At 72.0% G+C, this 22965-nt stretch carries 21 protein-coding genes; 8 read left to right on the forward strand and 13 right to left on the reverse strand.

Features of this window, described 5'->3' with window-relative positions; genetic code table 11:
• The first annotated feature begins 16 nt into the window (after nt 1-16).
• On the forward strand, nt 17-748 hold the full coding sequence (ureA, locus tag ACFZB9_RS08590; protein WP_391444917.1) for an urease subunit gamma: 732 nt from the start codon (nt 17-19) through the stop codon (nt 746-748).
• Complete coding sequence (locus ACFZB9_RS08595; RefSeq protein WP_391444919.1) at nt 745-2454, forward strand: urease subunit alpha; 1710 nt, start codon at nt 745-747, stop codon at nt 2452-2454. Before ureA ends, ACFZB9_RS08595 begins: the two co-directional genes overlap by 4 nt.
• 36 nt (nt 2455-2490) lie before the next feature.
• Here ACFZB9_RS08595 and ACFZB9_RS08600 read toward each other — a convergent pair whose 3' ends face one another.
• The 4 genes from ACFZB9_RS08600 to ACFZB9_RS08615 all read right to left on the reverse strand — a co-directional run bounded on the left by ACFZB9_RS08600 (nt 2491) and on the right by ACFZB9_RS08615 (nt 5471).
• Nucleotides 2491-2667, reverse strand: a complete 177-nt coding sequence (locus ACFZB9_RS08600; protein WP_391444921.1) for a DUF4436 family protein — start codon at nt 2665-2667, stop codon at nt 2491-2493.
• Between the two features lie 5 nt (nt 2668-2672).
• Nucleotides 2673-2942, reverse strand: a complete 270-nt coding sequence (locus ACFZB9_RS08605; protein ID WP_391444923.1) for a hypothetical protein — start codon at nt 2940-2942, stop codon at nt 2673-2675.
• The gene (locus ACFZB9_RS08610; protein WP_391444925.1) at nt 2939-4171 is read right to left on the reverse strand and encodes an agmatine deiminase family protein; all 1233 of its coding nucleotides are present in this window, start codon (nt 4169-4171) and stop codon (nt 2939-2941) included. The genes ACFZB9_RS08605 and ACFZB9_RS08610 overlap by 4 nt, the downstream gene beginning before the upstream one ends.
• 154 nt (nt 4172-4325) lie before the next feature.
• Nucleotides 4326-5471: an FAD-dependent oxidoreductase gene (locus tag ACFZB9_RS08615; RefSeq protein WP_391444927.1), complete on the reverse strand. Its 1146-nt coding sequence runs from the start codon at nt 5469-5471 to the stop codon at nt 4326-4328.
• 486 nt (nt 5472-5957) lie between these two features.
• Between ACFZB9_RS08615 and ACFZB9_RS08620 the strand changes: the two genes are divergently transcribed.
• Nucleotides 5958-6599, forward strand: coding sequence for a glutamate-cysteine ligase family protein (locus ACFZB9_RS08620; protein ID WP_391444929.1), 642 nt, complete (start codon nt 5958-5960; stop codon nt 6597-6599).
• Nucleotides 6600-6619: 20 nt separating this feature from the next.
• Nucleotides 6620-7261 carry a carbonic anhydrase gene (locus ACFZB9_RS08625; protein WP_391444931.1) on the forward strand — a complete coding sequence of 214 codons (642 nt, stop codon included), beginning with the start codon at nt 6620-6622 and terminating at the stop codon, nt 7259-7261.
• A 25-nt stretch (nt 7262-7286) separates the two neighbouring features.
• Here the strand turns inward: ACFZB9_RS08625 and ACFZB9_RS08630 are convergent, their stop codons facing one another.
• The 4 genes from ACFZB9_RS08630 to ACFZB9_RS08645 all read right to left on the reverse strand — a co-directional run bounded on the left by ACFZB9_RS08630 (nt 7287) and on the right by ACFZB9_RS08645 (nt 12670).
• A complete protein-coding gene (locus tag ACFZB9_RS08630; RefSeq protein ID WP_391444933.1) occupies nt 7287-8615 on the reverse strand; it encodes a lipase family protein in 1329 nt (442 codons plus the stop codon).
• Between the two features lie 121 nt (nt 8616-8736).
• Complete coding sequence (locus ACFZB9_RS08635) at nt 8737-10059, reverse strand: protoporphyrinogen/coproporphyrinogen oxidase (protein ID WP_391444935.1); 1323 nt, start codon at nt 10057-10059, stop codon at nt 8737-8739.
• Nucleotides 10056-12008, reverse strand: a complete 1953-nt coding sequence (gene shc, locus ACFZB9_RS08640; RefSeq protein ID WP_391444936.1) for a squalene--hopene cyclase — start codon at nt 12006-12008, stop codon at nt 10056-10058. Before shc ends, ACFZB9_RS08635 begins: the two co-directional genes overlap by 4 nt.
• A gap of 158 nt (nt 12009-12166) precedes the next feature.
• Complete coding sequence (locus ACFZB9_RS08645) at nt 12167-12670, reverse strand: MarR family winged helix-turn-helix transcriptional regulator (RefSeq protein WP_391444938.1); 504 nt, start codon at nt 12668-12670, stop codon at nt 12167-12169.
• A 181-nt stretch (nt 12671-12851) separates the two neighbouring features.
• Between ACFZB9_RS08645 and ACFZB9_RS08650 the strand changes: the two genes are divergently transcribed.
• Nucleotides 12852-14336, forward strand: a complete 1485-nt coding sequence (locus tag ACFZB9_RS08650; protein WP_391444939.1) for an MFS transporter — start codon at nt 12852-12854, stop codon at nt 14334-14336.
• On the opposite strand, the gene ACFZB9_RS08655 is transcribed toward ACFZB9_RS08650, so the two are convergent.
• Nucleotides 14292-16124, reverse strand: a complete 1833-nt coding sequence (locus ACFZB9_RS08655; protein ID WP_391444941.1) for a glycoside hydrolase family 15 protein — start codon at nt 16122-16124, stop codon at nt 14292-14294. The genes ACFZB9_RS08650 and ACFZB9_RS08655 overlap by 45 nt on opposite strands.
• 299 nt (nt 16125-16423) lie before the next feature.
• On the opposite strand from ACFZB9_RS08655, the gene ACFZB9_RS08660 reads away from it, so the two are divergent.
• Nucleotides 16424-17548, forward strand: a complete 1125-nt coding sequence (locus ACFZB9_RS08660) for a ferritin-like protein (RefSeq protein ID WP_391444943.1) — start codon at nt 16424-16426, stop codon at nt 17546-17548.
• Between the two features lie 53 nt (nt 17549-17601).
• On the opposite strand, the gene ACFZB9_RS08665 is transcribed toward ACFZB9_RS08660, so the two are convergent.
• The 3 genes from ACFZB9_RS08665 to ACFZB9_RS08675 all read right to left on the reverse strand — a co-directional run bounded on the left by ACFZB9_RS08665 (nt 17602) and on the right by ACFZB9_RS08675 (nt 20381).
• Complete coding sequence (locus ACFZB9_RS08665; protein WP_391444945.1) at nt 17602-19035, reverse strand: MFS transporter; 1434 nt, start codon at nt 19033-19035, stop codon at nt 17602-17604.
• On the reverse strand, nt 19032-19823 hold the full coding sequence (locus tag ACFZB9_RS08670; protein WP_391444947.1) for a glycerophosphodiester phosphodiesterase: 792 nt from the start codon (nt 19821-19823) through the stop codon (nt 19032-19034). The genes ACFZB9_RS08665 and ACFZB9_RS08670 overlap by 4 nt, the downstream gene beginning before the upstream one ends.
• Nucleotides 19824-19973: 150 nt before the next feature.
• Nucleotides 19974-20381, reverse strand: coding sequence for a DoxX family protein (locus tag ACFZB9_RS08675; protein ID WP_391444948.1), 408 nt, complete (start codon nt 20379-20381; stop codon nt 19974-19976).
• A 60-nt stretch (nt 20382-20441) separates the two neighbouring features.
• Here ACFZB9_RS08675 and ACFZB9_RS08680 point away from each other — a divergent pair, with 60 nt between their 5' ends.
• Together ACFZB9_RS08680 and ACFZB9_RS08685 are read left to right on the forward strand one after the other, a co-directional pair.
• Nucleotides 20442-20843, forward strand: a complete 402-nt coding sequence (locus tag ACFZB9_RS08680) for a DUF1275 family protein (RefSeq protein WP_391444950.1) — start codon at nt 20442-20444, stop codon at nt 20841-20843.
• A 110-nt stretch (nt 20844-20953) separates the two neighbouring features.
• Nucleotides 20954-21910 (forward strand): pirin family protein, encoded by a 957-nt coding sequence (locus ACFZB9_RS08685; protein WP_391445195.1) that lies wholly within the window; start codon nt 20954-20956, stop codon nt 21908-21910.
• Between the two features lie 745 nt (nt 21911-22655).
• Here the strand turns inward: ACFZB9_RS08685 and ACFZB9_RS08690 are convergent.
• The coding region (locus tag ACFZB9_RS08690; protein WP_391444952.1) for a hypothetical protein at nt 22656-22965 on the reverse strand (310 nt) is incomplete at its 5' end.

Here is a 22965-nt window from a genome sequence, read left to right on the forward strand (position 1 = left end):
CAAACCGGGAGGCATCGTGCAGCTGACCCCGACCGAGCGCGACCGGCTGCTGATCTTCACGGCCGCCGAGCTGGCCCGCGCCCGCCGCGCCCGCGGCCTGCGGCTCAACGTGCCCGAGGCCACCGCGCTGATCGCCGACACCGTCTGCGAGGCGGCCCGGGACGGCCTGCGCCTGGCCGAGGCGATCGAGCGCGCCCGCCGCGTCCTCGGCCCGCAGGACGTCCTGCCGGGCGTGCCGGACCTGGTCACCGAGGTCAACGTCGAGGCGGTGTTCGCCGACGGCACCCGGCTGGCGGTGGTGGCCGACCCGTTCGGCGGCGGGGGCCTGGGCGAGGCCGCGCCCGGTGCCGTCATCTCCGGGACCGACGCCGCGTACGTGCCGCAACCGGTTCGCACCCTGACGGTCCACAACACGGCGACCGTGCCGGTGAGCGTGACCTCCCACTTCCACTTCTTCGAGGCCAATCCCCGCCTCGACTTCGACCGCGCCGCCGCCTACGGCATGCGGCTGGCCGCACCCGCCGGAGCCTCCACCCGTTTCGACCCGGACGCCACGGTCGAGGTCGCGCTGGTGCCGATCGGCGGCGCCCGCGTCGTGATCGGCTTCGCCGGGCTGGTCGACGGCCCGCTGGACGCCCCGGGCGCCGAGCAGCAGGCGCTGCGCAGGGCCGCCGCATGCGGCTACCTCGGGGCTCGGGTCGAGGCCTCCCCAGAGCTTGTCCGCGACGAACTGAAGGACGAACGGTGAGCTCGACGATCGAACCGCACGAGTACGCCGCCGTGCACGGACCGCGCGCCGGCGACCGGGTGCGGCTGGGTGACTCCGGCCTGGTGGTGCGGGTCGAGTCGGACTCGCAGCTGCCGGGCGAGGAGTTCCTGGTCGGCTTCGGCAAGACCGCCCGCGACGGACTGCACCTCAAGGCCGCGACCGTCCGCGAAACCTGTGACGTGGTCATCAGCAACGTGCTGGTGATCGACGCGATCCAGGGCATCCGCAAGACCTCGATCGGCATCCGCGAGGGCCGGATCGCCGCGATCGGCCGGGCCGGCAACCCGGACACGCTCCAGGACGTCGACGTGGTGGTCGGCACCGGCACCACGATCGTCTCCGGCGAGGGCCTGATCGCCACCGCCGGCGCGATCGACACCCATGTGCACCTGATGTCCCCGCGCATCATGGAGGCCTCGCTGGCCTCCGGCGTCACGACGATCATCGGCCAGGAGATCGGCCCCGCCTGGGGCGTGGGCGTCAACTCCCCCTGGGCGCTGCGGCACGCCTTCAACTCCTTCGACGCCTGGCCGGTCAACATCGGCTTCCTGGGCCGGGGTTCATCCTCGGACCAGGGCCCGCTGGTCGAGGCGCTGGCCGAGGGCGGCGCCTGCGGGTTCAAGGTGCACGAGGACATGGGCGCGCACACCCGCGCCCTGGACACCGCGTTGCGGGTCGCCGAGGAGCACGATGTCCAAGTCGCCCTGCACACCGACGGTTTGAACGAGTGCCTCTCGGTCGAGGACACCATCGCGGTGCTGGAGGGCCGCACCATCCACGCCTTCCACATCGAGGGCTGCGGCGGCGGACACGTCCCCAACGTGCTGAAGATGGCCGGGGTTTCGAACATCATCGGCTCCTCCACCAACCCGACCCTGCCGTTCGGCCGGGACGCGGTAGCCGAGCACTACGGGATGATCGTCTCGGTGCACGGGCTGAAGACCGATCTGCCGGGCGACGCGGCGATGGCCCGGGACCGGATCCGGGCGGGCACGATGGGCGCCGAGGACGTGCTGCACGACCTGGGCGTCATCGGCATCACCTCCTCCGACGCCCAGGGCATGGGCCGGGCCGGCGAGACCGTGCGCCGCACCTTCGCCGTGGCGGCCAAGATGAAGGCCGATTTCGGGCCCCTGGAGGGCGACGGGCCCGCGGACGACAACGCCCGGGTGCTGCGCTACATCGCCAAACTCACCATCAACCCCGCCATCGCGCACGGACTTTCGCACGAGGTCGGCTCGATCGAGGTCGGCAGACTCGCCGACATCGTGCTCTGGCGGCCCGCGTTCTTCGGTGCCAAGCCCCAGATGGTCCTCAAGGCCGGCTTCCCCGCCTACGGCGTGACGGGTGACCCGAACGCAGCCACCGAGGCCTGCGAACCGCTCGTCCTGGGGCCGCTGTTCGGCGCGCACGGCGCGACGGCCGCCGACCTGTCGGTCGCCTTCGTCAGCCGGGCCGCGGCCGAGTCCGGCTCGTTCGGGCGTCCGTACGACGCCATGGCCACCCGGCGCCGCCGGGTGGCGGTCCAGGGGTGCCGCGGCATCGGCCCGGCGGACATGGTCCGCAACGGCCGCCTGGGCGAGGTCCGGGTCGACCCCCGCGACGGTCTGGTGACCCTCGACGGCACCCCGGTGCGCTCCGAGCCCGCGCAGGACGTGCCGCTCAGCCGGCTGTACTTCCTGTGACCACCGGCCGCGGGCCGACCCCGGCCCGCGGCCCTCTCACGCCTCGGCCGCGGTCGCGGCCGCCTCCCGCTCGCGCCGCACCCGGTGTTCGGTGCGGGTGCCGAGCACCACCGTGCAGGTCAGGCTCGCCGCGATGATCCCCTCGGCCCAGAAGAACGCCACATAGTCCATCAACGAGCCGATCGGCGGTGAGCCCGGTGCCGCGTTGCGCATCCCGATCAGCGCGAAGAGCGTGGCCGTGACTGCGCCAGGCCGCCATGCGGAACGGCCGTGAGGTAGAGCGTCAACTGCTGGGTCTCCACGTCGACTTCCTGGGTGGTGAGGTCCAGCTCGACCCAGTCCGGGACGGTGGGCACACTCAGCTCCCGGGTCTCCTGACGGGTGTTCCGCTCGTCGAAGTAGAGGACGGTCCCCGTTCCGCAGAGGCCCACGAGCAGTACCAGGACGACGATGACCCGCCAGCTCCGCCGCCCGGCAACGGCCCTCACGAGGCCGGTGCCGAAGCACCCGGGGAACCGGGGGACGCCGGCTGCTGCTGCGTCGAGCAGTGGATCCCGCCGCCCCCGGCGGCGACCGCGTTGATCGACACCTGCACGACCTTGCGCCCGGGGTGGAGGTCGGCCAGGATCCCCGCCGCCTGGTCGTCCGCGCTCTGGTCGCCGAACTTCGGCGCGATCACACCGCCGTTGACCACGTAGAAGTTGAGGTAGGTCGCGAGGAAGTCCTTGCCCTCCCCCTCGATCTTGTCGGGGTCCGGCTCGGTCAGCTCGACGACCCGCAGCTTGCGCCCCTTCGCGTCGGTCGCCGAGTTGAGCACCTGGAGCGCCTGGTCGGAGGCCTGGGACCAGACGTCCGGCGGGCTGCCCGCCGCCGGGCGGTGCAGGACGACCACGCCCGGCTCGGCGAACCTCGCCAGGGCGTCGACGTGGCAGTCGGTGATGTCCTGGCCGGCCACCCCCTGGAACCACAGGACCTTCGTGACGCCCAGCAGTTCCTTCAGCGCCGCCTCGATCTGGTCGCGCGTCCTGCCGGGGTTCCGGTTGGCGTTGACCCAGGAGCTCTCGGTCGCCATCAGCGTGCCCTCGCCGTCGACCTCGATGGCCCCGCCCTCACCGGTGATCGGCGCCTGGACGCGCCGGATCCCGTACGTGTCGAGGAGGTTCTTCGCGACCTGGCTGTCGTTGTCATGGGTCTGCTTCCCGCCCCAGCCGTTGAAGTTGAAGTCCACTCCGGCCAGGCCCTGCGGCCCCGTCACAAACGTCGGACCGGTGTCCCGGGCCCACAGGTCGTCCACCGTCAACGCGATCACCTCGACCGAGGAGCCGCACATCTGCCGTGCCTGGTCGGCCTGATCGGATCGGGCCATCATCACCACGGGCTCGAACCCGGCCACCGCCATCGCCACGTTCGCGATGTCCTGGCGCACCGCCGGAAGCTGGCTCCCCCACACCTCCTCCAGCGCCGGCCAGGCCATGAACGTGCGCAGGTGCGGGAGCCATTCGGCGGGCATCGACTCCACGGCGCCGCTCGCGCTCGGCGTCGCGGCGGTGCCTCCGGTGGTGGCCGTTGCACCGGACGTGGCGCCGGAGGTAGCGCCGGGCGAGCCCGCGTCGCCACCCGAACCCGACGAGCACCCCTCGGCCAACGTCAGCGCCGCAAGGGCCGCGCCGGAACGCAGCACCGACCGTCGGGAGGGATTGCGGATCTCCACGGGCACCTCGGTTCTCCTGGCTGCGCGGCAGCCGGCTTCCGCCGTGTTCGACGACGCCCTCACGATACTGACGCAAAAGTCAGGATCCGCCTCGCCGCGCAGGTCCCCCTGAGGGATACCCGTGAGGGACACCGGGCCGGTCGAGTGACGCCGGACCGGGTCAGGGCGCCGGGGTGAACTGCGGCAGTTGCTCCAGGCTCTCCCGGACGGCGGTGAAGCCGTAGTCGAGCATCCGGCGTTCGTAGGCCTCGACGGCGGCCGGCAGCCCGGCCTCGCCCCGGTGCGCCGCGGTGAGCGAGCGGCAGAGCAGGGCGGCGTCCCGCAGCGCCGTGTTGGCGCCCTGGCCGCCGCTGGGGGGCATGACGTGGATCGCGTCGCCCAGCAGGGTGACCCGACGGGTTCCCCAGTGCGCCACCGGCCTGGCGTGACGGACCGTCAGCGGGGAGCTGTTGGCCACGTCGGACCGCCGGACGACGTCGACGAGATCCGGGTGCCAGCCGTCGATCAGCGCGAGCAGCCGGTCCCGGACGCCCGCCCAGTCCCCCGGCACCGGCGCGCCGGGAGCCGGGCCGAGGGGACCGGGCAGCATGACCACCCAGCGCAGGTAGTCGCCGATGTCCGGCAGGTCGATCTCCGGGGCGAGTTCCGCCGCCGCGAGCCGGGGTGGGCGGCGGAACTGCATCCGGCCCAGCAGCATGCACGCCCCAGGGCCCCGCACGATCGTGCCGAAGCCGGGCACCAGGGCGGCGGACCGCTCGGTCAGCGGCGTGCGGCCCAGCAGCGCGTTGCCCGCGACGGTGACCACCTCGGCCTCCGGCAGCAGCTGGCGGCGCACCGGCGAGCCCACGCCGTCCGCGCCGACGAGCAGCTCGCCGACCGCGCTGGTGCCGTCGGCGAAGCGGGCCACCACCGTCCGGTCCGCCCGCTCGGTGTACCCCACCACCGCTCGGCCGAACTCGACCCGATCGGCCAGCCCGGCCAGCAGCAGCCGCCGCAGCACCTGCCGGTCGGCGGCCGCTCCGCCGTCGGCGGGCGGGAGTTGACGCAGCAGAGCGAGGTGCTGGTCGACCACCCGGCGCTCGCCCGCGATCGACCCCAGCACGGCTTCCAGCAGACCATGCAGCCGCCCGGGCAGGCACTCCCGCAGCGCGGCCAGCCCCGCGCCGTTCAGACCGATCCTGAACCCCTGGTAGCGGCTGTCCGCCGCCGCCTCCCGTTCGTAGACGCGCACATCGATGCCGGCCCGGAGCAGCCCCTGCGCCAGGCAGAGACCACCGATCCCCGCACCCGCCACCATCACCCGCATGTCGTTGTTCCCCGCCCTCGCCGATCGCCGTCCGATGTGGCATCAGCTTGCCGGGCCGGCGGGCCGCGGCGGCAGGAGCGGACGTCACCGGTGCGCGATGACAGCTGTCACATCCGACCGTCGCGGGAGCGGCACCCGCTGGGGCGGGTGAGCCGGGTCCGGCAGCGCTCGGGCCTGGGCAACGGTCAGCCGGCGCCGGGCAGCCGCACGTGCGGGGTGCCGTCCTCGTCGGTGTGGCCGGGCGGAGCGACCTGGCGGAACAGCCGGGCGGGTATACCCGCACAGCGGGACGGGCGCCTGCCGAGCGCCTGGGTCGGGTCCTGGGCGGCGCCGGCGGTTTGGTCGCGCCCCGACCCGGGCAGGCGCGTATGCGGGGTCCCCTGCGAGGTGTGGCATCGCCCACCTGATGTGGAGGTGTGGCATGGCCCACCCGAACCCGGTCGACGACAGGACGAGCACACGTCACGCGGGCGTGCGGCGCCGACCGTGGCAGGCGGTGAGGTGATGCGGCGGCTGCGGTTCGGTGTGGAGGAGGAGTACCTGCTGACCGATCCGGTGACCGGCCGCACCGTGCCGCGGGCCCCGGCGGTCCTCGGCACCGCGCGGCAGGCGCTGGGCGAGCGGGCCCAGCCCGAGTTCCTCGCCTCCCAGATCGAGGCGGGCACCTCGCCGGTCGCCACCGCCGAGGAGCTGCACCGGGAGCTGGTCGCGATCCGGCGTGCGATGGCCGCCGCGGCCCGGCGGAGCGACTGCCTGCTGATCGCCTCGGGAACCGCCGTGCTGCCGAGCCGCCATCCGCTGACGGTCACCGGGGAGCACCGCTACCGCCGGGTCGCCGAGCACATCGGCGCACTCGCCGACAGCCTGGGCGCCGAGATCTGCGGCTGCCACGTCCACCTCGGCGACCTCAGCCGGGCGGAGGCGCTGCGGCTCAGTGCGCGGCTGCGTCCCTGGTTGCCGGCGCTGCAGGCGGCGGCAGCGGCGCCGACCACCAGCGTGCCGTGCGCGCCCGGCACGGCTCGCTGGCCGCGGTGGTACGGCAGTTGGCCTGGCGGACGGCAGCGGCCTGACCGCATGCGCTCCTGGGCACCGTCCGTGGCGAATGTCGACGGGGCGAAGGTTGCCTGACGCGGCACTAGACTCTGATCATGTCCAGCACCGCTCCACCCACCCCCGGTGATGCGCTCGACCTGCTGCTCAGCGGCAATCAGCGATTCGTGGCAGGCACGCCGGAGCATCCGAACCAGGACGCCGCGCGCCGTGCCGCGCTCGCCCCCGTGCAGAACCCGTTCGCGGTCCTCTTCGGGTGCTCCGACTCCCGCCTGGCCGCCGAGATCATCTTCGACCGCGGCCTGGGCGACCTGTTCGTCGTGCGGACCGCCGGCCATGTCATCGGGGCCGAAGTGCTGGGCAGCATCGAGTACGGCGTGAGCGTCCTGGACTGCCGGCTGGTCGTGGTCCTGGGCCACGACTCCTGCGGTGCCGTGGGAGCGGCCAGTGCCGCGCTGGAGAGCGGGCTGCCCCCGGCGGGGTACGTGCGCGACATCGTGGAGCGGGTCACGCCGAGCGTGCTGGCCGCACGCGCGGCCGGGTTGGAGCAGCCCGAGGAGCTCATCGAGGCGCACATACGGCATACCGTGGACCTGATGCTGGACCGCTCCCGGGTGCTCGCCGAACAGGTGGCCGCTGGGCGCACGGCCGTGGTGGGCCTGTGCTACCGGCTGTCCGACGGCACCGCGCGGATCGTCGCCGTCCGGGGCACGGAGGCGGCGCTCGCTCCCGGGCCGTGAGCCCGGGAGCCGGTCGGGGCGGCGGTCAGGACGTGGGAACGGTCCGCTCCGGCGCCAGCGAGTTGCCCGCCGCGATGTGTCCGCAGTCGGACGGGGCCGGCTTGCCCGCGAACCGGTCGTTGAGCCAGGACGCCGCCTTGGGTGCCCATGCCGCCGCGGTTCCGAGGTGGCTGAGCAGGCTGTACTGGTCGTAGGTGATCGCGTTGTTGCCGGTGGCGCAGTACTGGTCGGCCAGGGCCCGCACGTCGCCGGCGACCATGACGCCGTCGCCGGTCCCGATGCCGGGCGGGTTGCCGAAGGTCCCCTCCAGCACGCCCCCGTCACCCTGGGCGATGTAGCCGGGGACGGTCGGGGTGGGGGCCGACCCCAGGTTGATCCTGTTCACCGCCTCGACGAACGCGGGCACCGAGTCCGGGTCGGCGTACTGCGGCTTCGCGATCTGCTGCCAGGTCAGGCCGGGGTAGTGGCCGAGCGCGTCGAGGAGCGAGCCGTTCTGCAGCCGGTTGTAGACCTGGAGGCCGTAGCTGTTCAGGTACGGCGTCAGATCGATCCCGAACGAGCGGGAGACCCCGATGATCGACATGGGGATGACGCCGGACCAGACCACCGAGCCGTTGACGTACTTCAGGTTGTGCGCCGGGTCGACGAGCACCCCGCCCTCGGCGAAGCCGACGAGGTTCTTGTTGACGTCGGGCGCGTAGCCCGGGGCGAGTGCCGCCGCCCAGTCGGTGGCGATGGAGCCGCCGGAGTAGCCCATCAGGCCGAACTCGGTCGCGCTGTTCAGGCCGGTCAACGGGGAGTTGGTCGCGGCCCGGATCGAGTCCAGGGTGTTGTAGCCGTACTCCGGTCCGGCCGCGAAGTCCGCGGACTGGCCCTCGGTGTCCGGGATGACGAGGTTGTCACCCTGCAGCAACAGCGCCGAGAGGGCCACGGATTCGAAGTTGGCGATCGTGCCGCCCAGGGTCACGTTCCCGGCGATCGCCCGGGACGGTCCGTCCTGCGGGTTCAGCGAGTCGTAGAACGACTGGTACGACACGGCCTTGGTGCTGTTGCCCGTGATGCTGCGCACCACCGAGGTCACGTTCGCCGACGGTCGCCCCTGGGCGTCGGTGGTGCGGTAGAGCAACTGGATCGCCGTGACCGGCGTGGGGATGCCCTCGATGTGGTACTGCAGCGTCCGCGTCCTGAGCACGGTGCCCGGTGCGAAGGAGGACAGCGGCGCGCTGCCGCTGTAGGTGTAGAAGGCATCGCTGGTGGCGCTACTGCTCGTCGCGGCCGAGGCGCAAGGGGCAGCGGCCAACGCCATGGCCGCGACGGCGGCAACGGCCAGGCTCTGGACGGATCTTCTGGACATGGCTCCCCGAATGTGTGAGGCGGGTCACGTTCTTGACTGCCGAGTAAGTTACCTCCGGGTAAGCCGTCCGTACAGAGAGATGACAAGGCATCGTGTGGGCAGTTGGTGAAGGCCACCGCTGTCAGGCCGTGTTGCCATGGGGGCGCAGGGCGCGGGTCAGCTGGTTCGCGGCCCGGATGCCGCTGGTGATGGCGGCCTCAACGTTCTGGCCGGCCAGGTAGTCACCCGCGAGCGCGAGCGGGCCCGTGGCGGTGCGAGTCAGGTCGTGGACACGGCGCAGGTGTCCGACCGGGAACTGCGGCAGTGCTTCCGGCCAGCGGTGGAGGTGCCGGGAGTGGACCCCTTGGCGGAGATCGAAGGCGGGGCCGGCCTCTCGTGCCTGCGCGGCGAGACGCTGGAAGGCCTGTTCGTCGTCCAGCGCGCAGAGTTCGGCGCCCGCCCTGCCGCCCGGGCTCCACAGGGTGAGGACGTCGCCCGCGTGCTCGGTGGTGCCGGGGATGATGCGCATGATCGCCAGGTCCGGGTCGGCGGGCGAGGTGTTCATGACCCAGCGGGCGGGTGAGGTGATGGTGCGGTCCAGGGCGCAGTTGAGCACCACGGCGGAGGCGTAGGGGACGGTGGCGAGGAAGTCGCGGAGGGTGGCGTCGAGCGGGGCGAGGATCCTCGCGGCGACCGTGGCGGTGGTGGCGCACAGGACGGCGTCCGCCACCAGCTCGTAGCGCCCCTGGGCGTGGGCCACGCGCAGCCGGTACCTGCCGTCCTCGTCCTCGGTCACCTCCCGGACCTCGTGGCCGAGTTGGACGGGCAGCTGTTCGGCGAGGCGTCGCGGCAGCTGCTGGAGGCCGCCGGTGAGCACCCGCACCGAGCGCAGACCCAGCAGCAGTTTCAGGTAGCAGAGCATCGCGGCGCGGGAGGTGTGGTGAGGCGAGGAGAGCAGGAAGGTGCGCATCATCGGGTGCAGCAGATGGTCCACGGTGCCGGCCGCCCAGCTCGGGAACATCTCGGCGACAGTGCCGGAGTCCATGGGGTGGGCGCGGTGCATGTCGGCGAACGAGAGGTCTCGTCGGTGTCGCAGCACCGTCAGGTAGGCGCGGGCCAGGCCCAGTTTGGCGGGCAGGCTCAGGTGTCGGCCGGCGAACCACATCGGCAGCGGGACGCGGTGCGGCGAGCTGTGGTCGTACAGGGCGATGTCGAGTGGGACCGGGCTCAGTTGGTGCTCGAGTCCGAGGCGGCGGAGCAGTGTGGTGGTGTGGGTGTGGGCGTTGGTGACGTACTCGGCCCCGACGTCGATCGGGACACCATCGAGGGAAATGGTCGTGATCCGGCCACCGGCCTGCTGGGCCTTCTCCAGGACGGTCACGTCGAACCCGCGCTCCTTCAGGGTCGTCGCCGCGTGGAGGCCGGCGATTCCCGCACCGATGACGGCGATCCGCGGAGTGCTCATGAGGTGGGTCCGTTCTGCGCGCGGGCGAGGTGGCGGGCGAGGGCGGTGAGGGGGAAGACGTCGCGGTAGAGGTGGTAGCGGATGTAGAAGTCGCCGGGGAAGCCGGTGCCGGTGAACTGCGGTTCGTCCCAACCGCCGTCGGCGCGCTGGGTCGCCACGAGCCACGCGACACCGCGGTCGACGGCGGCCGAGGTGTCACCGGCGGCCAGCAGGGCGAGCAGCGCCCAGGCGGTCTGGGAGGGGGTGGAGGGTCCGCGCCCGATCCAGTGGGGGTCGACGTAGGATCGCGGGTCCTCGCCCCAGCCGCCGTCGGCGTTCTGGTGCGCCGCCAGCCAGCGCACGGCACGCCGGACGGCCGGATGCGTCGGCGGGATGCCGACGGCTGCCAGGGCGGGCAGCACCGCGCCGGTGCCGTAGAGGTGGTTGACGCCCCAGCGGCCGAACCACGAACCGCCCGGCTCCTGCTGCGCCAGGAGCCAGCGCACGGCCCGCCGGGTGGTGGCGGCCCGGGCGAGGCCGTGGGCGGCGAGCATCTCCACGACGTGGGCGGTCACATCGGCCGAGGGCGGGTCGATGAGTCTGCCGAAGTCGCAGAACGGCAGCTTCTCCACGAGTGCGCGGGTGTTGTCGGCGTCGAACGCGCCCCACCCGCCGTCCTTCGAGCGCATGCCGACCGCCCAGGCGATCCCCCGGTCGACGGCCTCGCCGACCGCGGTGGGCAGCGCGCCGGTGGAGCCGCGCCACCGCTCCAGCGCGAGGACCACCTCGGCCGTGTCATCGAGGTCGGGATAGTGGGCGTTGCTGAACCCGAAGGCCCAGCCACCCGGTGCCAGCCGCGGACGTCTCACCGACCAGTCCCCCGCCGCACGCAACTCCTGCCCGAGCAGCCAGCGGGCGGCCGAGGCGAGGGCCGGATGATCCACGGGCAGCCCGGCGTCCGTCAGTGCGACCACGGCCAGCGCGGTGTCCCAGACCGGCCCCTGACACCCTTCCAGGCGCCGCACCGTGCCATCGGGTGTCTCCTCACGGATCAGGAAGCCCTCGAAGCCGTCCAGCGCCCGGCGGATGACCGGATGGTCCAAGGGGTGGCCGAGCAGGTGCAGCGCGATGATCGAGTAGACCCATGGAGGCTGAAGGCCACCCCAACTCCCGTCGGCCTCCTGCCGCTCCAGGATCCACGTGGCGGCGCGGTGCAGCGCACGCCTGCGCAGCCACCCACCGCGCCGCACCGCCGCACCGTTCCACAGGCGCAGGGCCCGATCGAGGAGGCGCAGGGCCACGCGAGGCTTGCGGGGCTCCGGCGTGGCGGGGCCCGCCTGCGGGGAGCGCAGCTCGTCCACGTCGAACGGCAGCGGGCGGACCGGGCGGAGGTGGCTGACCACGCTCAACGGGACGATGCTCTGCCGGGCCCAGCACGCCCAGTCGTAGATGTTCAGCGGCACGCCGAGCGGCAGCAGCACGATTTCGGGCGGCAGCACCGGTAACTCGTGCCATGGCCACAGACCGAACATGGCCAGCCAGATCCGGGTGAACACCCGGCTTCCTTTCAGGCCGCCGTGCCGGCGTGCCCAGTCGGCCGCGCGGAGCAGATGCGGTTCGTCGGCGCCGTCCCCGGCGAGCCGGAGCGCGAGGTAGCCCTCCACGGTGGTGGACAACTCGCCCGAACCGCCGTCGAACACGGCCCAGCTGCCGTCCGCCAGTTGCTGCGAGCGTATCCACCTGGCCGATTCGGCGGTCTCCTGCTCGGTGCGGATGCCCAGGAACTCGCGCAGCAGGAGGTCCTGGGCATCCATGGTGATGTTCGTGCTCTGTTCGCCCTTCCACCACCCCTCGGGCGACTGCAGGTCGAGCAGATGCTCAGTCGCCCTGCCGATCGCCGTCACCGCCCCCGGGTCGATCCATCCGTCACCTGCCGTCCCCGGCCCCACCCGCCCCACCGCCTTTGTCATGTACCGCCCGACAGAGGCTAGGGCCAAGGCGGGACGCGGGGCAAGATCGCCATCGGCCCCGGCCCGGGGCACGGACGGTGAGAAAGCGGACCGCAGGAAAGCGGTGAGGCGGTGAGGCGGTGAGGCGGTGAGGCGACTGGGAGCCGACCCGGCCGGGCCTACTGCTGGCGGGGGCGACGGATGCCGGTGGTGGTTTCCACCGGGGTTGCCAGGTGGTCTTGAACCAGTGAGGTCAGCGCCTCGATCAGCACCGCACGCGCCTGCGTCGGCACGGCGTCGATCGCCTCGGCGTGGACCCGGTCGACGATGGCCTGGCTGCGTACGGCCGTTTCCGCGCCCTTGTCCGTCACCACGATGATCCGCGCGCGCCGGTCGGCCGGCGAGGGGCGGCGTTCGGCGAGCCCGGCCTCCTCCAGGGCGTCCACCGTCGCCACCATCGTGGTCTTGTCCATGTCGCCGAGCTCGGCGATCTGCGCCTGGGTGCGCTCCTCCTCCAGCGCCTTGACCAGCACGCAGTGCATCCGCGCGGTCACACCGATCTCCGCCAGCGCGGCTGCCATCCGGGTGCGCAGCACGCGACTGGTGTGGTCGAGCAGGAAGGAGAGGTCCGGCACCGCGCGCTCGGCGAGGCCACCGGCGTTCGTCGGCGCCAGAGAGGTCATGCAGCCACCCTACCGCACGGACGTCCACCAGAAGATTATCTCCTTGCGGATCGTCTACTACAAAACTATCTGCTAGCGTCCTTCCTGCTCGCTCGTTCGCCTCCCCCATCGCCATCGTTCGCCCCCACCGTCGCCATCGTTCGCATCCGCCATCGCCATGGAGAAGAGCAGGAGACCTGCCATGTCCCACCCCCGTTCGCCGCACCGGCTCGCGCTCGCCGCGCTCGCCGCCGGTGCCCTCATGAACATCCTCGACGGCAGCATCGTCACCGTCGCCATGCCCGCCATCCAGGCCGACCTGGGCTTCTCCCCGGCCGGACTGAGCTGGGTGATGAACGCCTACCTGCTGGCCTTCGGCGGGCTGCTGCTGCTCGCCGGGCGGCTCGGCGACCTCCTCGGACGCAAGCGGCTCTTCCTGATCGGAACCGCGCTGTTCGTCGCGGCCTCCGCGCTCGCCGGGGCGGCGACCTCGCCCGGGGTGCTCGTCGCAGCCCGCTTCCTGCAGGGCGTCGGCAGCGCCGCGTCGTCCGCGGTGAGCCTGGGCATCCTGGTGACCCTCTTCACCGAGCCCGCCGAGCGCGGCAAGGCCCTCGGCGTCTTCTCCTTCACCGGCGCGGCCGGCGCGTCGATCGGACAGGTGCTGGGCGGCATCCTGACCGAGGCGCTCAGCTGGCACTGGATCTTCTACATCAACCTGCCGATCGGGGTGGCCACGCTCGCCCTCGCGGCCCGCACCGTCCCGGCCGACCGCGGGCGAGGCCTGTCCGCCGGGGCCGACACCCTCGGCGCGGCCCTGGTCATCGGCGGCCTGATGCTGGGCATCTCCACGGTGGTCGGCACCGCCCGGTACGGCTGGACCTCCGTGCACACGCTCGGCCTCGGCGCGCTCGCGCTGCTGCTCCTCGCCGGGTTCGTGCTGCGCCAGGCCACCGCGGCCGCCCCACTGATGCCGCTGCGGATCCTGCGCTCACGCAACCTGCTCGGCGGAAACCTGGTCCAGATCCTGATGATCTCGGCGATGTTCGCCTTCCAGATCGTCGTCTCGCTGGCCATGCAGCACGTCCTCGGCTACAGCGCGGCGGCGACCGGCCTGGCCATGCTGCCCGCGGCGGCGACGATCGGCGGTGCGGCGCTGCTGCTCTCGGCCCGCCTGATCGACCGCTTCGGCCAGCGGAGCGTCCTGATCGCCGGCCTGGCGATGCTGCTCGCCGCGCTGCTGCTCCTGCTGCGGCTGCCGGCCCATGCCGACTACGCGACCGACCTGCTGCCGACGATGCTGCTGATCTCCGGGGGCGGCCTGGCGATGCCCGCGGCAGCGGGACTGGCGATGTCCGGCGCGCGGGAGGAGGACGCGGGCCTCTCCTCCGGGCTGTACAACACCACGGCCCAGCTCGGCTCCGCGGGCGGCGCGGCCGTGCTCACCACGCTCGCCGCGGGGCACAGCGGATCCGCGGTGCGACATGGCAGCACACCCACCCAGGCCCTGCTGGCCGGCTACCACCTCGCGTTCGGCGTCGGCGCGGGGCTTCTGACCGCGGCGATCGCGGTGGCCGTGGTGGTGCTGCGGCCCGCGCGGGAGCGGGTCGTCGCCCGACCGGACGTTCCGGGCGGCGATGCCGGGTCAGCCCAGCGCGCGGTCGAGGTTGAAAGCGGCGCTGATCAGTGACAGGTGGGTGAAGGCCTGCGGGAAGTTGCCGAGCTGTTCGCCGGTCGGGCCGATCTCCTCGGCGAACAGACCCAGGTGGTTGGCGTAGGTGAGCATCTTCTCGAAGGCGAGCCGGGCCTCCTCCAGCCGGCCCGCCCGGGCCAGTGCCTCCACGTACCAGAAGGAGCAGATCGAGAAGGTGCCCTCAAGGCCGTGCAGGCCGTCCGGGCTGGCGGTCGGGTCGTAGCGGTAGACCAATGAGTCGGAGACCAGGTCCGCGGTGAGCGCGTCCAGGGTGGAGAGCCACTTGGGGTCGGTGGGCGAGACGAACTTGGCCATCGGCATCATCAGCAGCGAGGCGTCCAGCCCGTCCTCGTCCAGGGCCTGGACGAACGCGCCGCGCCGGGCCGACCAGCCGCGCCGCATGATCTGCCGGTAGATCGCGTCCCGGCACTGCCGCCAGCGGGGCAGGTCGGCCGGCAGCCCACGGCGGTTCGCCATCCGGATGGCCCGCTCCAGTGCCACCCAGCACATCAGCCGCGAGTACACGAAGTCCCTGCGGCCCGCTCGGGTCTCCCAGATTCCCTCGTCGGGCTGGTCCCAGTGCTCGCAGAGCCAGTCCGCCATCGTGCCGACCTCGTCCCAGCGGGCGCTGCTGATCGGCTGCCCCCACTTGTCGTACAGGTAGATGGAGTCGATCAGAGCTCCGTAGATGTCCAGCTGGAGCTGGTGAGTGGCGGCGTTGCCGACCCGGACCGGCCCGGAGCCGAGGTAGCCCTCCAGGTGCGGCAGCTCGTACTCGGGCAACTCGCTGCGCCCGTCGATGCCGTACATGATCTGCAGCGGGCCGCTCGCACCGGCGCCGCTCATGATGCCGCGCTCGCAGAGGAACCCCATGAACGCCTCGGCCTCCGAGGTGAACCCCAGGCGCAGCATGGCGTAGATGCAGAAGGCGGCGTCGCGGACCCAGACGTACCGGTAGTCCCAGTTCCGCTCGCCGCCGATCTGCTCGGGCAGGCTGGTGGTCGGTGCGGCGACGATCGCACCGGTCGGCGCGTAGGTGAGCAGCTTCAGCACCAGTGCGGAGCGGTTCACCATCTCCCGCCACCGCCCTCGGTACTGCGAACCGGCCAGCCAATGGCGCCAGAAGCGGACGGTCGCCTCGGCCTGCTCCTCGGCCTCGGCCCGCGGACACGACCGGGCCGGGAGGTCGTCGTCGATCTGGTCGAGGGCGAACACGTTGGACTCGCCTTCGAGGAGCTTGAAGTGCGACCACACGTCCAGCCCGTCGCTCTCCAGGGGTGCGGTGGCGGTCAGCGCGAGCGTCAGTGACGGGGCGCGGAACACCGCTGCGTGGCCTTCGAGGTGCGTGGTGTGCGCTTCGGCGCCGTAGCCGAAGCGCGGGGCGATGCGCGCCCGGAACGGGAGGACTCCACGGACGCAGACCACCCGCCGGATCAGCCGGTGCCGGGCCGCCTCGCGCGACTCGTCGACCACAGGCATGAAGTCCTGGATCTCCGCCACCCCGTCCGCGGCGAAGAACCGTGTGATCAGCACGTTCGTGTCAGGGAAGTAGAACTGCCGGGTGCGGGTCGGGACGTCGGCGGCCAGTTCGAACGACCCGCCCCGGTCGGCGTCGAGGATGGACCCGAAGACGCTGGGCGCATCGAAGCGCGGGCAGCAGTACCAGTCGATGGTGCCGTTCGTGCCGACCAGGGCGGTCGTCCGAAGATCGCCGATCAGGCCGTGTTCGGAGATCGGTATGTAGCGGCTGTCCGCCTGCCCGAATCCCGTCGCGTCGAACGTCATGCCGGCCTCCCTACCGCTGCGGCGCGGGTCTGGAGATGAAGCCTTCCTCTCATGCTAGATCGCCTCACCAGGCGTGGTCCCGGCGCAGCGGTGGGTACCGGACCCGGCGGCCGGCCCGTTCCCCGTGGTTGACCCGCCCGAGTGGCGCACACGTGGCACCCGGTGACGCCACCGTCGCAGCACCCGGTCCCCTGATAGCTTCGCCAGTCGCTGCGACATATGCGGCATATCCGGACATGGCATATCGGGACAGGGTGCGTCATCAGGACGGAGCCCGCCGCTGGCGAACGGAATCAGACGTGGTCGAGCCGGCCGAGAGCACCGACAGTCGACACCTGCCGCCGCTGGACCGTCGAGGGTTCCTCAGATCGGCCGCGCTGGCCACGGCGGGCCCGGTCCTCCTGGCCACCCCGACACCGGCCCGGGGCATCGGCAGCCGCGGGGCCGTCGCCCGGCTGCTGGAGGTTCCGTCCGGCCGTCGCGACGACGGCTGGATCCGGCGCGCGCTGCAGATCGCGGTGGAGCTCGAACTGGCGACGATCCCCCCGTATCTCTGTGCCTGGTGGTCCGTCAAGGACCGTTCGAGCGAACCGGCACGGCTGATCGAGGGCATCATCGGCGACGAGATGTACCACATGGGCCTGGCCTGCAACCTGCTGGTGGCGGTGGGCGGGACGCCACGGATCGCCGACGCGGTGCCGCCCTATCCGGGCCCGCTGCCCGGTGGCGTGCGCGGCGAACTGACCGTCTACCTCTGCGGACTCACCAAGGAGTACGTGCGCGAGGTCCTGATGGGCATCGAGACGCCGGAGGACCCGCTCGCGCGGCAGGCCGCCACCGGGCCGGCGACCATCGGTGCCTTCTACGCCGCGCTGCTGTCCGCGTTCCACGACGTCCGTCCCGCCCTCTCGACGGGACGCCAGCTGGCACGGCGGATCGGGGCGGACACCCTGTCCCCCGTCACCTGTCTCGCCGACGTCGAGCGGTCGATCGAGACCATCAAGGAGCAGGGCGAGGGGACTTCGGCCTCGCCCGAGGCGCCGTTCAGCAACGATGCGCCGGCCCACTACTACGCGTTCGGCGAGATCTACCACGAGCGGCGGCTGCGGAAGGCGGACGGGGCCTGGGAGTTCAGCGGTGCCGTCGTCCCGTTCCCGGACGCGCGCCCGATGGGTGTCGTCCCGGCCGGCGGCTGGCCCTCCCCATCCACCGAGGTCGCGCAACTGCTCGGGGAGTTCGACGAGACGTTCACCAGCGTGCTCGACGGTCTCCAGGGCGCCTGGGCGGGCGGGGATCCGGGCGCGCTCGATGCGGCGGTGGGCGCGATGCGCGCCCTGGAGAAGCCGGCCCTCGCACTCATGGACATCCCGCTGCCCGGCGCCACCGGTACCTACGGCCCCCAGTTCCGCCCGCTGCCCCGGTGAGCGACCCGGTATCCGGTGGTGTTCGGAGGGGTTTCGGGGTTTCGGGGTTTCGGTCAGAGGCGCTCGGGGACCGGGTTGCCGACGGCCTCGATGGCGCGGCGGACGGGAACCTTCGCCAGCACGGCGAAGCCGATGACGAAGAACACCAGCAACGAGATGATCGCCGAGCGGTAGCTGCCGGTGATCTGGTACGCGAGGCCGAAGACCAGCGGTCCCATCCAGCTGGTGCCGCGGTCGCTGATCTTGTAGACGCTGAAGTACTCGGCCTCACGGCCGGCCGGGATGAGGTGGGAGAAGAGCGAGCGGGAGAGCGCCTGGCTGCCGCCGAGCACCAGCCCGATCATGCAGGCCAGCGCGAAGAACCAGACGGGCTGGTGGGCGGGCATGAAGTACCCCAGCGCGAGGGTGATCACCCAGCCGACCAGGGAGCCGAGGACGGTCCGCTTGGCGCCGTACCGGCGGGCGATGCGGCCCAGGAGCAGCGCGCCGCCGATCGCCACGATCTGGACCAGCAGGACGGCGATGACCAGCGAGGTCTGGCCCATGCCGAGTTCCTCGCTGCCGAAGAGGGAGGCCTGGGAGACCACGGTCTGGATGCCGTCGTTGTAGCAGAGGAAGGCGGCGAGGAAGAGCAGGGTGAGCGGGTAGCGGCGCATGCCGCGCAGCGTGCGGGCGAGTTCGCGCAGGCTGCCGGCGACGGGCCGGCCGGCTTCGCTGGGGCCGGATGCGCTGAGGTCGGATGCGCTGAGGGCGGGCTCGGTGCGCTCGGACTCGGTGCGGGCAGGGGCCGCACCGGCGCGGGAGGGCAGCCGCGTCAGCGGGACGAGGGTGAACAGCGCCCACCACAGGCCGGCCGAGGCCAGGCAGATCCGCACCGCGGTGCCGGAGGACAGGCCGAGCGCGTCGTGGCCCTCGAACAGCGCCAGGTTGGCGATCAGCAGCAGTCCGCCGCCCGCGTAGCCGTACGCCCAGCCCTTGGAGGAGACCGAGTCGCGCTCGTCGGCGGTGGCCAGGCCCGGCAGGAAGGCGTAGGAGAGCGCGACCGACACCGCGTACGCGATGTTGGCTGTCACCAGCAGTCCGGCGCCGAGCAGGTAGCGGCTTCCGCCGAGGAAGAACATCCCCATGGTGGCGACCGCGCCGACATACGCGAAGCCGCACATCAGCTCCTTGTGCCGCCCGTTACGGTCGGCGACCGTGCCGACCACCAGCATCACCGCGACCGAGACCAGCACGGAGAAGGAGACGGTGTACGGGAAGAACGACCCCGCACGCACCGACAGGCCCAGCGGGTGGACGTCGCCGCCCGCGTCGGCGGCGTTCTTGGCCAGGGTGGTGAGGTACGGCCCGAGGAACACCGTCAGCACCGTGGCCGAAAAAGCAGCATTCGCCCAGTCGTTCATGTACCAGCCGAACTGCATCCGGCGCAGGGCGCGGGTGTCGGTGGCGGACGAGGAGTGGCCGGGCAGATGGGTCGCGGTGTTCATGGGGTTCCTATCGCCGTGCTTCCGTCGGTCCAGCAGCCGCGCTCCTCGAGGACGTCCCGCAGGACGTCGATGCGATCGGCCATGATGCCATCCACACCCAGGTCGAGGAGAGCCCTGATCCGTGTGGCGTCGTCCACAGTCCAGACGTGAACCTGCAGGCCGAGGCGGTGGGCTGCCCGCACGAAGGCCCGGTCGACCACCCGCACGCCCCGGTGCCGCTCCGGAACCTGCGCGCACACCCCGGACCACGGCGCCCCGCGGCCCGGGAGCAGCGGCCCGGCCAGTGAGCGCAGTCGCAGCCGTGCCACCTCGCGCGGGCCGAGCGAGGTGGCCAGCCGGGGACCGGCGGCGGCGCGGACGGCGGCGAGGCGGGTGTCGGAGAATCCGCCGACGCAGACCCGGTCCCACGCGTTGGTGCGGCGGATCACCTCGACCAGCGGCTGAACGGCCTCGGCCGCCTTGACGTCGATGTTGAACCGGGCCCGGGGGAACTCACCGAGCAGGTCCTCCAGGAGCGGGATGGGCTCGGTGCCTGCTATCCGGGCCTCGCTGACCGTGTGCCAGGGCAGTTCGCGGACGACTCCGGCCCGGTCGGTGACCCGGTCGAGGCGGGAGTCATGGAACGCCACCAGCACGCCGTCGGCGGTGACGTGCACGTCCGTCTCCAGGTAGCGGTAGCCGAGTGCCACGGCGGCCGAGAACGCGGCGAGCGAGTTCTCGGGATGGCCGATGACACCTCCCCGGTGGGCGAAGGCCAGCGGCCCTCGGTGGTCGAGGAAGGGATGCATCTCGGGCTCCGAGGTTCTTGGGAGAGGGAGGTGACACCGGGGTGGGAGCAGGGAGAGGAACCGCAGCACCCCTTGTGTGGCGAGCAGTGACCCGCCGAGCTGGTACGCGGCGGGGCGAAGTATGCCAGGCCTCGGGGTGCAGCAACATCATCAGCTCCGGTGGGACCGCCGCGGCAGCCCCAGGTCAGCCGTCCGACCCAGGGCCGGCCGGTGGCCCCCACCAGTTCGGCCGAGCGATGCGTCGAGCGACCAGTGGCCGGGTCCGGTGGCGGACAGCACCGCACCGATCGTGACCAGCACCAGCGGGTACTCGAACCCGTCGTTCTGCACCCACAGCCCGTGCGGCCGCTTGACGGTCAGCGCCACCGTCATCACCCCCATCGTGCCGGCAGCGGCCAGCGGTGTGAGCAGACCCACCGCGAGCAGCAGTCCGGCCCCGATCTGGGTGCCTCCCGCGGTGAGCGCGGTGAACACGCCGCCGCGGAAGCCGTCGCCGCGGAACTCCTCGGTGCCGCCGGGAGCGCCGGCTGCGCACCGCGCTGCTGACCGAAACCGCACTGCAGGGCGCGGCCCACCGCCATCGCGTTCGCCGCGAGCGGACGGGCGCAGCAGGAGGCGTTGATCGCGCTGCTGGCCGTGGCCATGGGCCTGCGCAACGGCACGGTCCGCAAGTTGGGCGTGCCGGACCTGACCACGACGGTGCTCACCCTCACCCTGACCGGCATCGCCGCGGACTCCTCGCTGGCCGGCGGCGCCAACCCCCGGCTGGGCGGGCGTCTCTACGCGGTCCTGGCGATGCTCGCGGGCGCCGCTCCCGGAGCCGCGCTCGTCATCCACGGACACCTCGGTTGGGCGCTGCCGGCCAGCACGCTCCTGGTCGCCGCGATCGCGCTCGACTCCGCCCGGGAGCGGGGGCTGGCCGTACTGCCCTACTGCCCCTTCATCCGCGGCTGGCTGGGCAAGCACCCGGACTACGTCGACCTGGTGCCGCAGGACCAGCTGAACCGGTTCGGCCTGTGACCGCCGCCCCGACGACGGCCGCCGCCCGGGAGTTCGTCCGGGCGGCAGCCGTGGCCGCCACCAGCACCGACGAGGACTACCGCGTCGACATCCGCTCCGGGCGGCACCATCTGACCGCCGACGAGCCGACCTCGGTGCGCGGCGGTCGACAGGACGTCCCGGCCGGCCCCGTCCGGGAGCTGCTGGCACCCCGCGAGACCGCGCTGGGCGGCAGCACCGTCGTGCGCCGACTACTGCCCGGCCTCGGCCGCCGGATGGTCGGCGCCTGGTGCTTCGTCGACCACTACGGCCCCGACGACATCGCCGACGAGTCCGGCATGCAGGTCCCGCCCCACCCCCACATCGGCCTGCAGACCGTCAGCTGGCTGCACCAGGGCGAAGTCCTGCACCGCGACAGCCTCGGCAGCCTGCAGACCGTCCGCCCGCGCGAACTGGGCCTGATGACCTCCGGCCGCGGCATCTCGCACTCCGAGGAATCCCCGCGCCCGCACGCGCGCCTCCTGCACGGCGCACAGCTCTGGGTCGCCCTGCCCGACGCCCACCGCCACACCGCCCCCACCTTCGAACACCACGCCGACCTCCCCGAGATCACCGCCGCCGGCCTGCACGGCACCGTGATCCTCGGCACCCTCGACGGCGCCACCTCACCCGGCACCACCCACACCCCACTGGTCGGCGCCGACCTCACCCTCACCGAAGGCACCGCCACCCGCCTCCCCCTGCAGCCCGACTTCGAGTACGCCGTGCTGACCATGTCCGGCCTGACCGAGGTCGACGGCGTCCGCCTGGAACCCGGCTCGATGCTCTACCTGGGCAGTGGGCGCCGGGAGTTGCCGCTGCGCGCACTCGCCGACGGCTCCCTGCTGCTGCTCGGCGGGGAGCCCTTCGAGGAGAAGCTCGTCATGTGGTGGAACTTCATCGGACGATCCAGTGAGGAGATCGCCCAGGCACGATCTGACTGGATGGAAGGGGCGAGGTTCGGGGAAGTGCACGGCTACGACGGTGACCGCCTGGCCGCGCCGACGCTGCCGTCGGTGCCCCTCAAGCCTCGGGGAAGGGCACGCTGACCTGGCATGTTGTTCGGTGGGGCGGCTGTGTCCGCACGCTGTACGGGTGCCGGCAGGCTCGATCGCGGCTGGCGGTGGAGGCCGCGCTCAGCTGGGTTCGGTGACGTCCATGGAGGCCCGTGAGCGCCAGAAGCGAGTCCCGTGTTCAGCTGCCTTTAGCAGCGTCCAGTACTACTGATGCTGACCTTTTGCTGACCCCTGAGTGGGTTGAGGTCTAGACCATTTGGTCTAGACCTCAACAACTTGTAGCCTTCGTGCCCTGCTGAGACTGATAGTCGGGGGCCCTCCCGTGAGTGCCGGGCCTGAGCCTGATCCGGACGGCATTCCGGCCCACTGTCCGGAACCTCTCGCGAGCGCGAGGTCGACACGGAGGTCCATTGACCCGCGTCTTCGAGAGGGCATGGACCAGTGGACCGGTCGATTCGCGCAGCTGAACACCTGTAGCTCTAGGACCGGCCCGGGTGGCGAGCCGGTACCTGGGCCAGCCGGAATCTCCTACACCCGAAAATCCTTAACCACGCGGCCTTGCTGGTTCACCCATCGGGACGTGAACAGGGACGTCGCCGGACAGCATTGCCAGCTGTTGAGGCGTCTGAGAGGAGTTGGCAGGGCTTTCACTGATCTGGGTCGGGTCCGTACATGCGAACCCGACCCAGATCGCTAGAGATTGCTGCCCGAGGGCAGCCACCTGCGGCCACCGCTTAGGATCGCCACCGCATGTGCGGGACGACTGGTCAGAATCGGACTATCCGAGCTGGAAGGTGGTTCCGGTACCGACGCCCTCGATCGGTGCCCATCCTTGCCAGGTGCCGTCTGGGTTGCGGATGCAGTGGTAGAGCGCGTGGTCAACGCCGACCGTGATGATCTGTGCAGAGTTGCTTGTCTTTGAGCCGGCGATGGTTGGGCCGCTTCCGGTGAAGGTCGATGATCCGAAGCCGGGGACTTGGGCCCATCCTTGCCAGCCGCCGTTGGCCAGGCGGATATTGTGGTAGAGCACGTGGTCCAGGCCGTAGGCGACGAGCTGTGTGTCGCCGTTCGGCATGGCCGTGATCGAT

This window comes from Kitasatospora sp. NPDC008050, assembly GCF_042957465.1.
Classification (GTDB): domain Bacteria; phylum Actinomycetota; class Actinomycetes; order Streptomycetales; family Streptomycetaceae; genus Kitasatospora.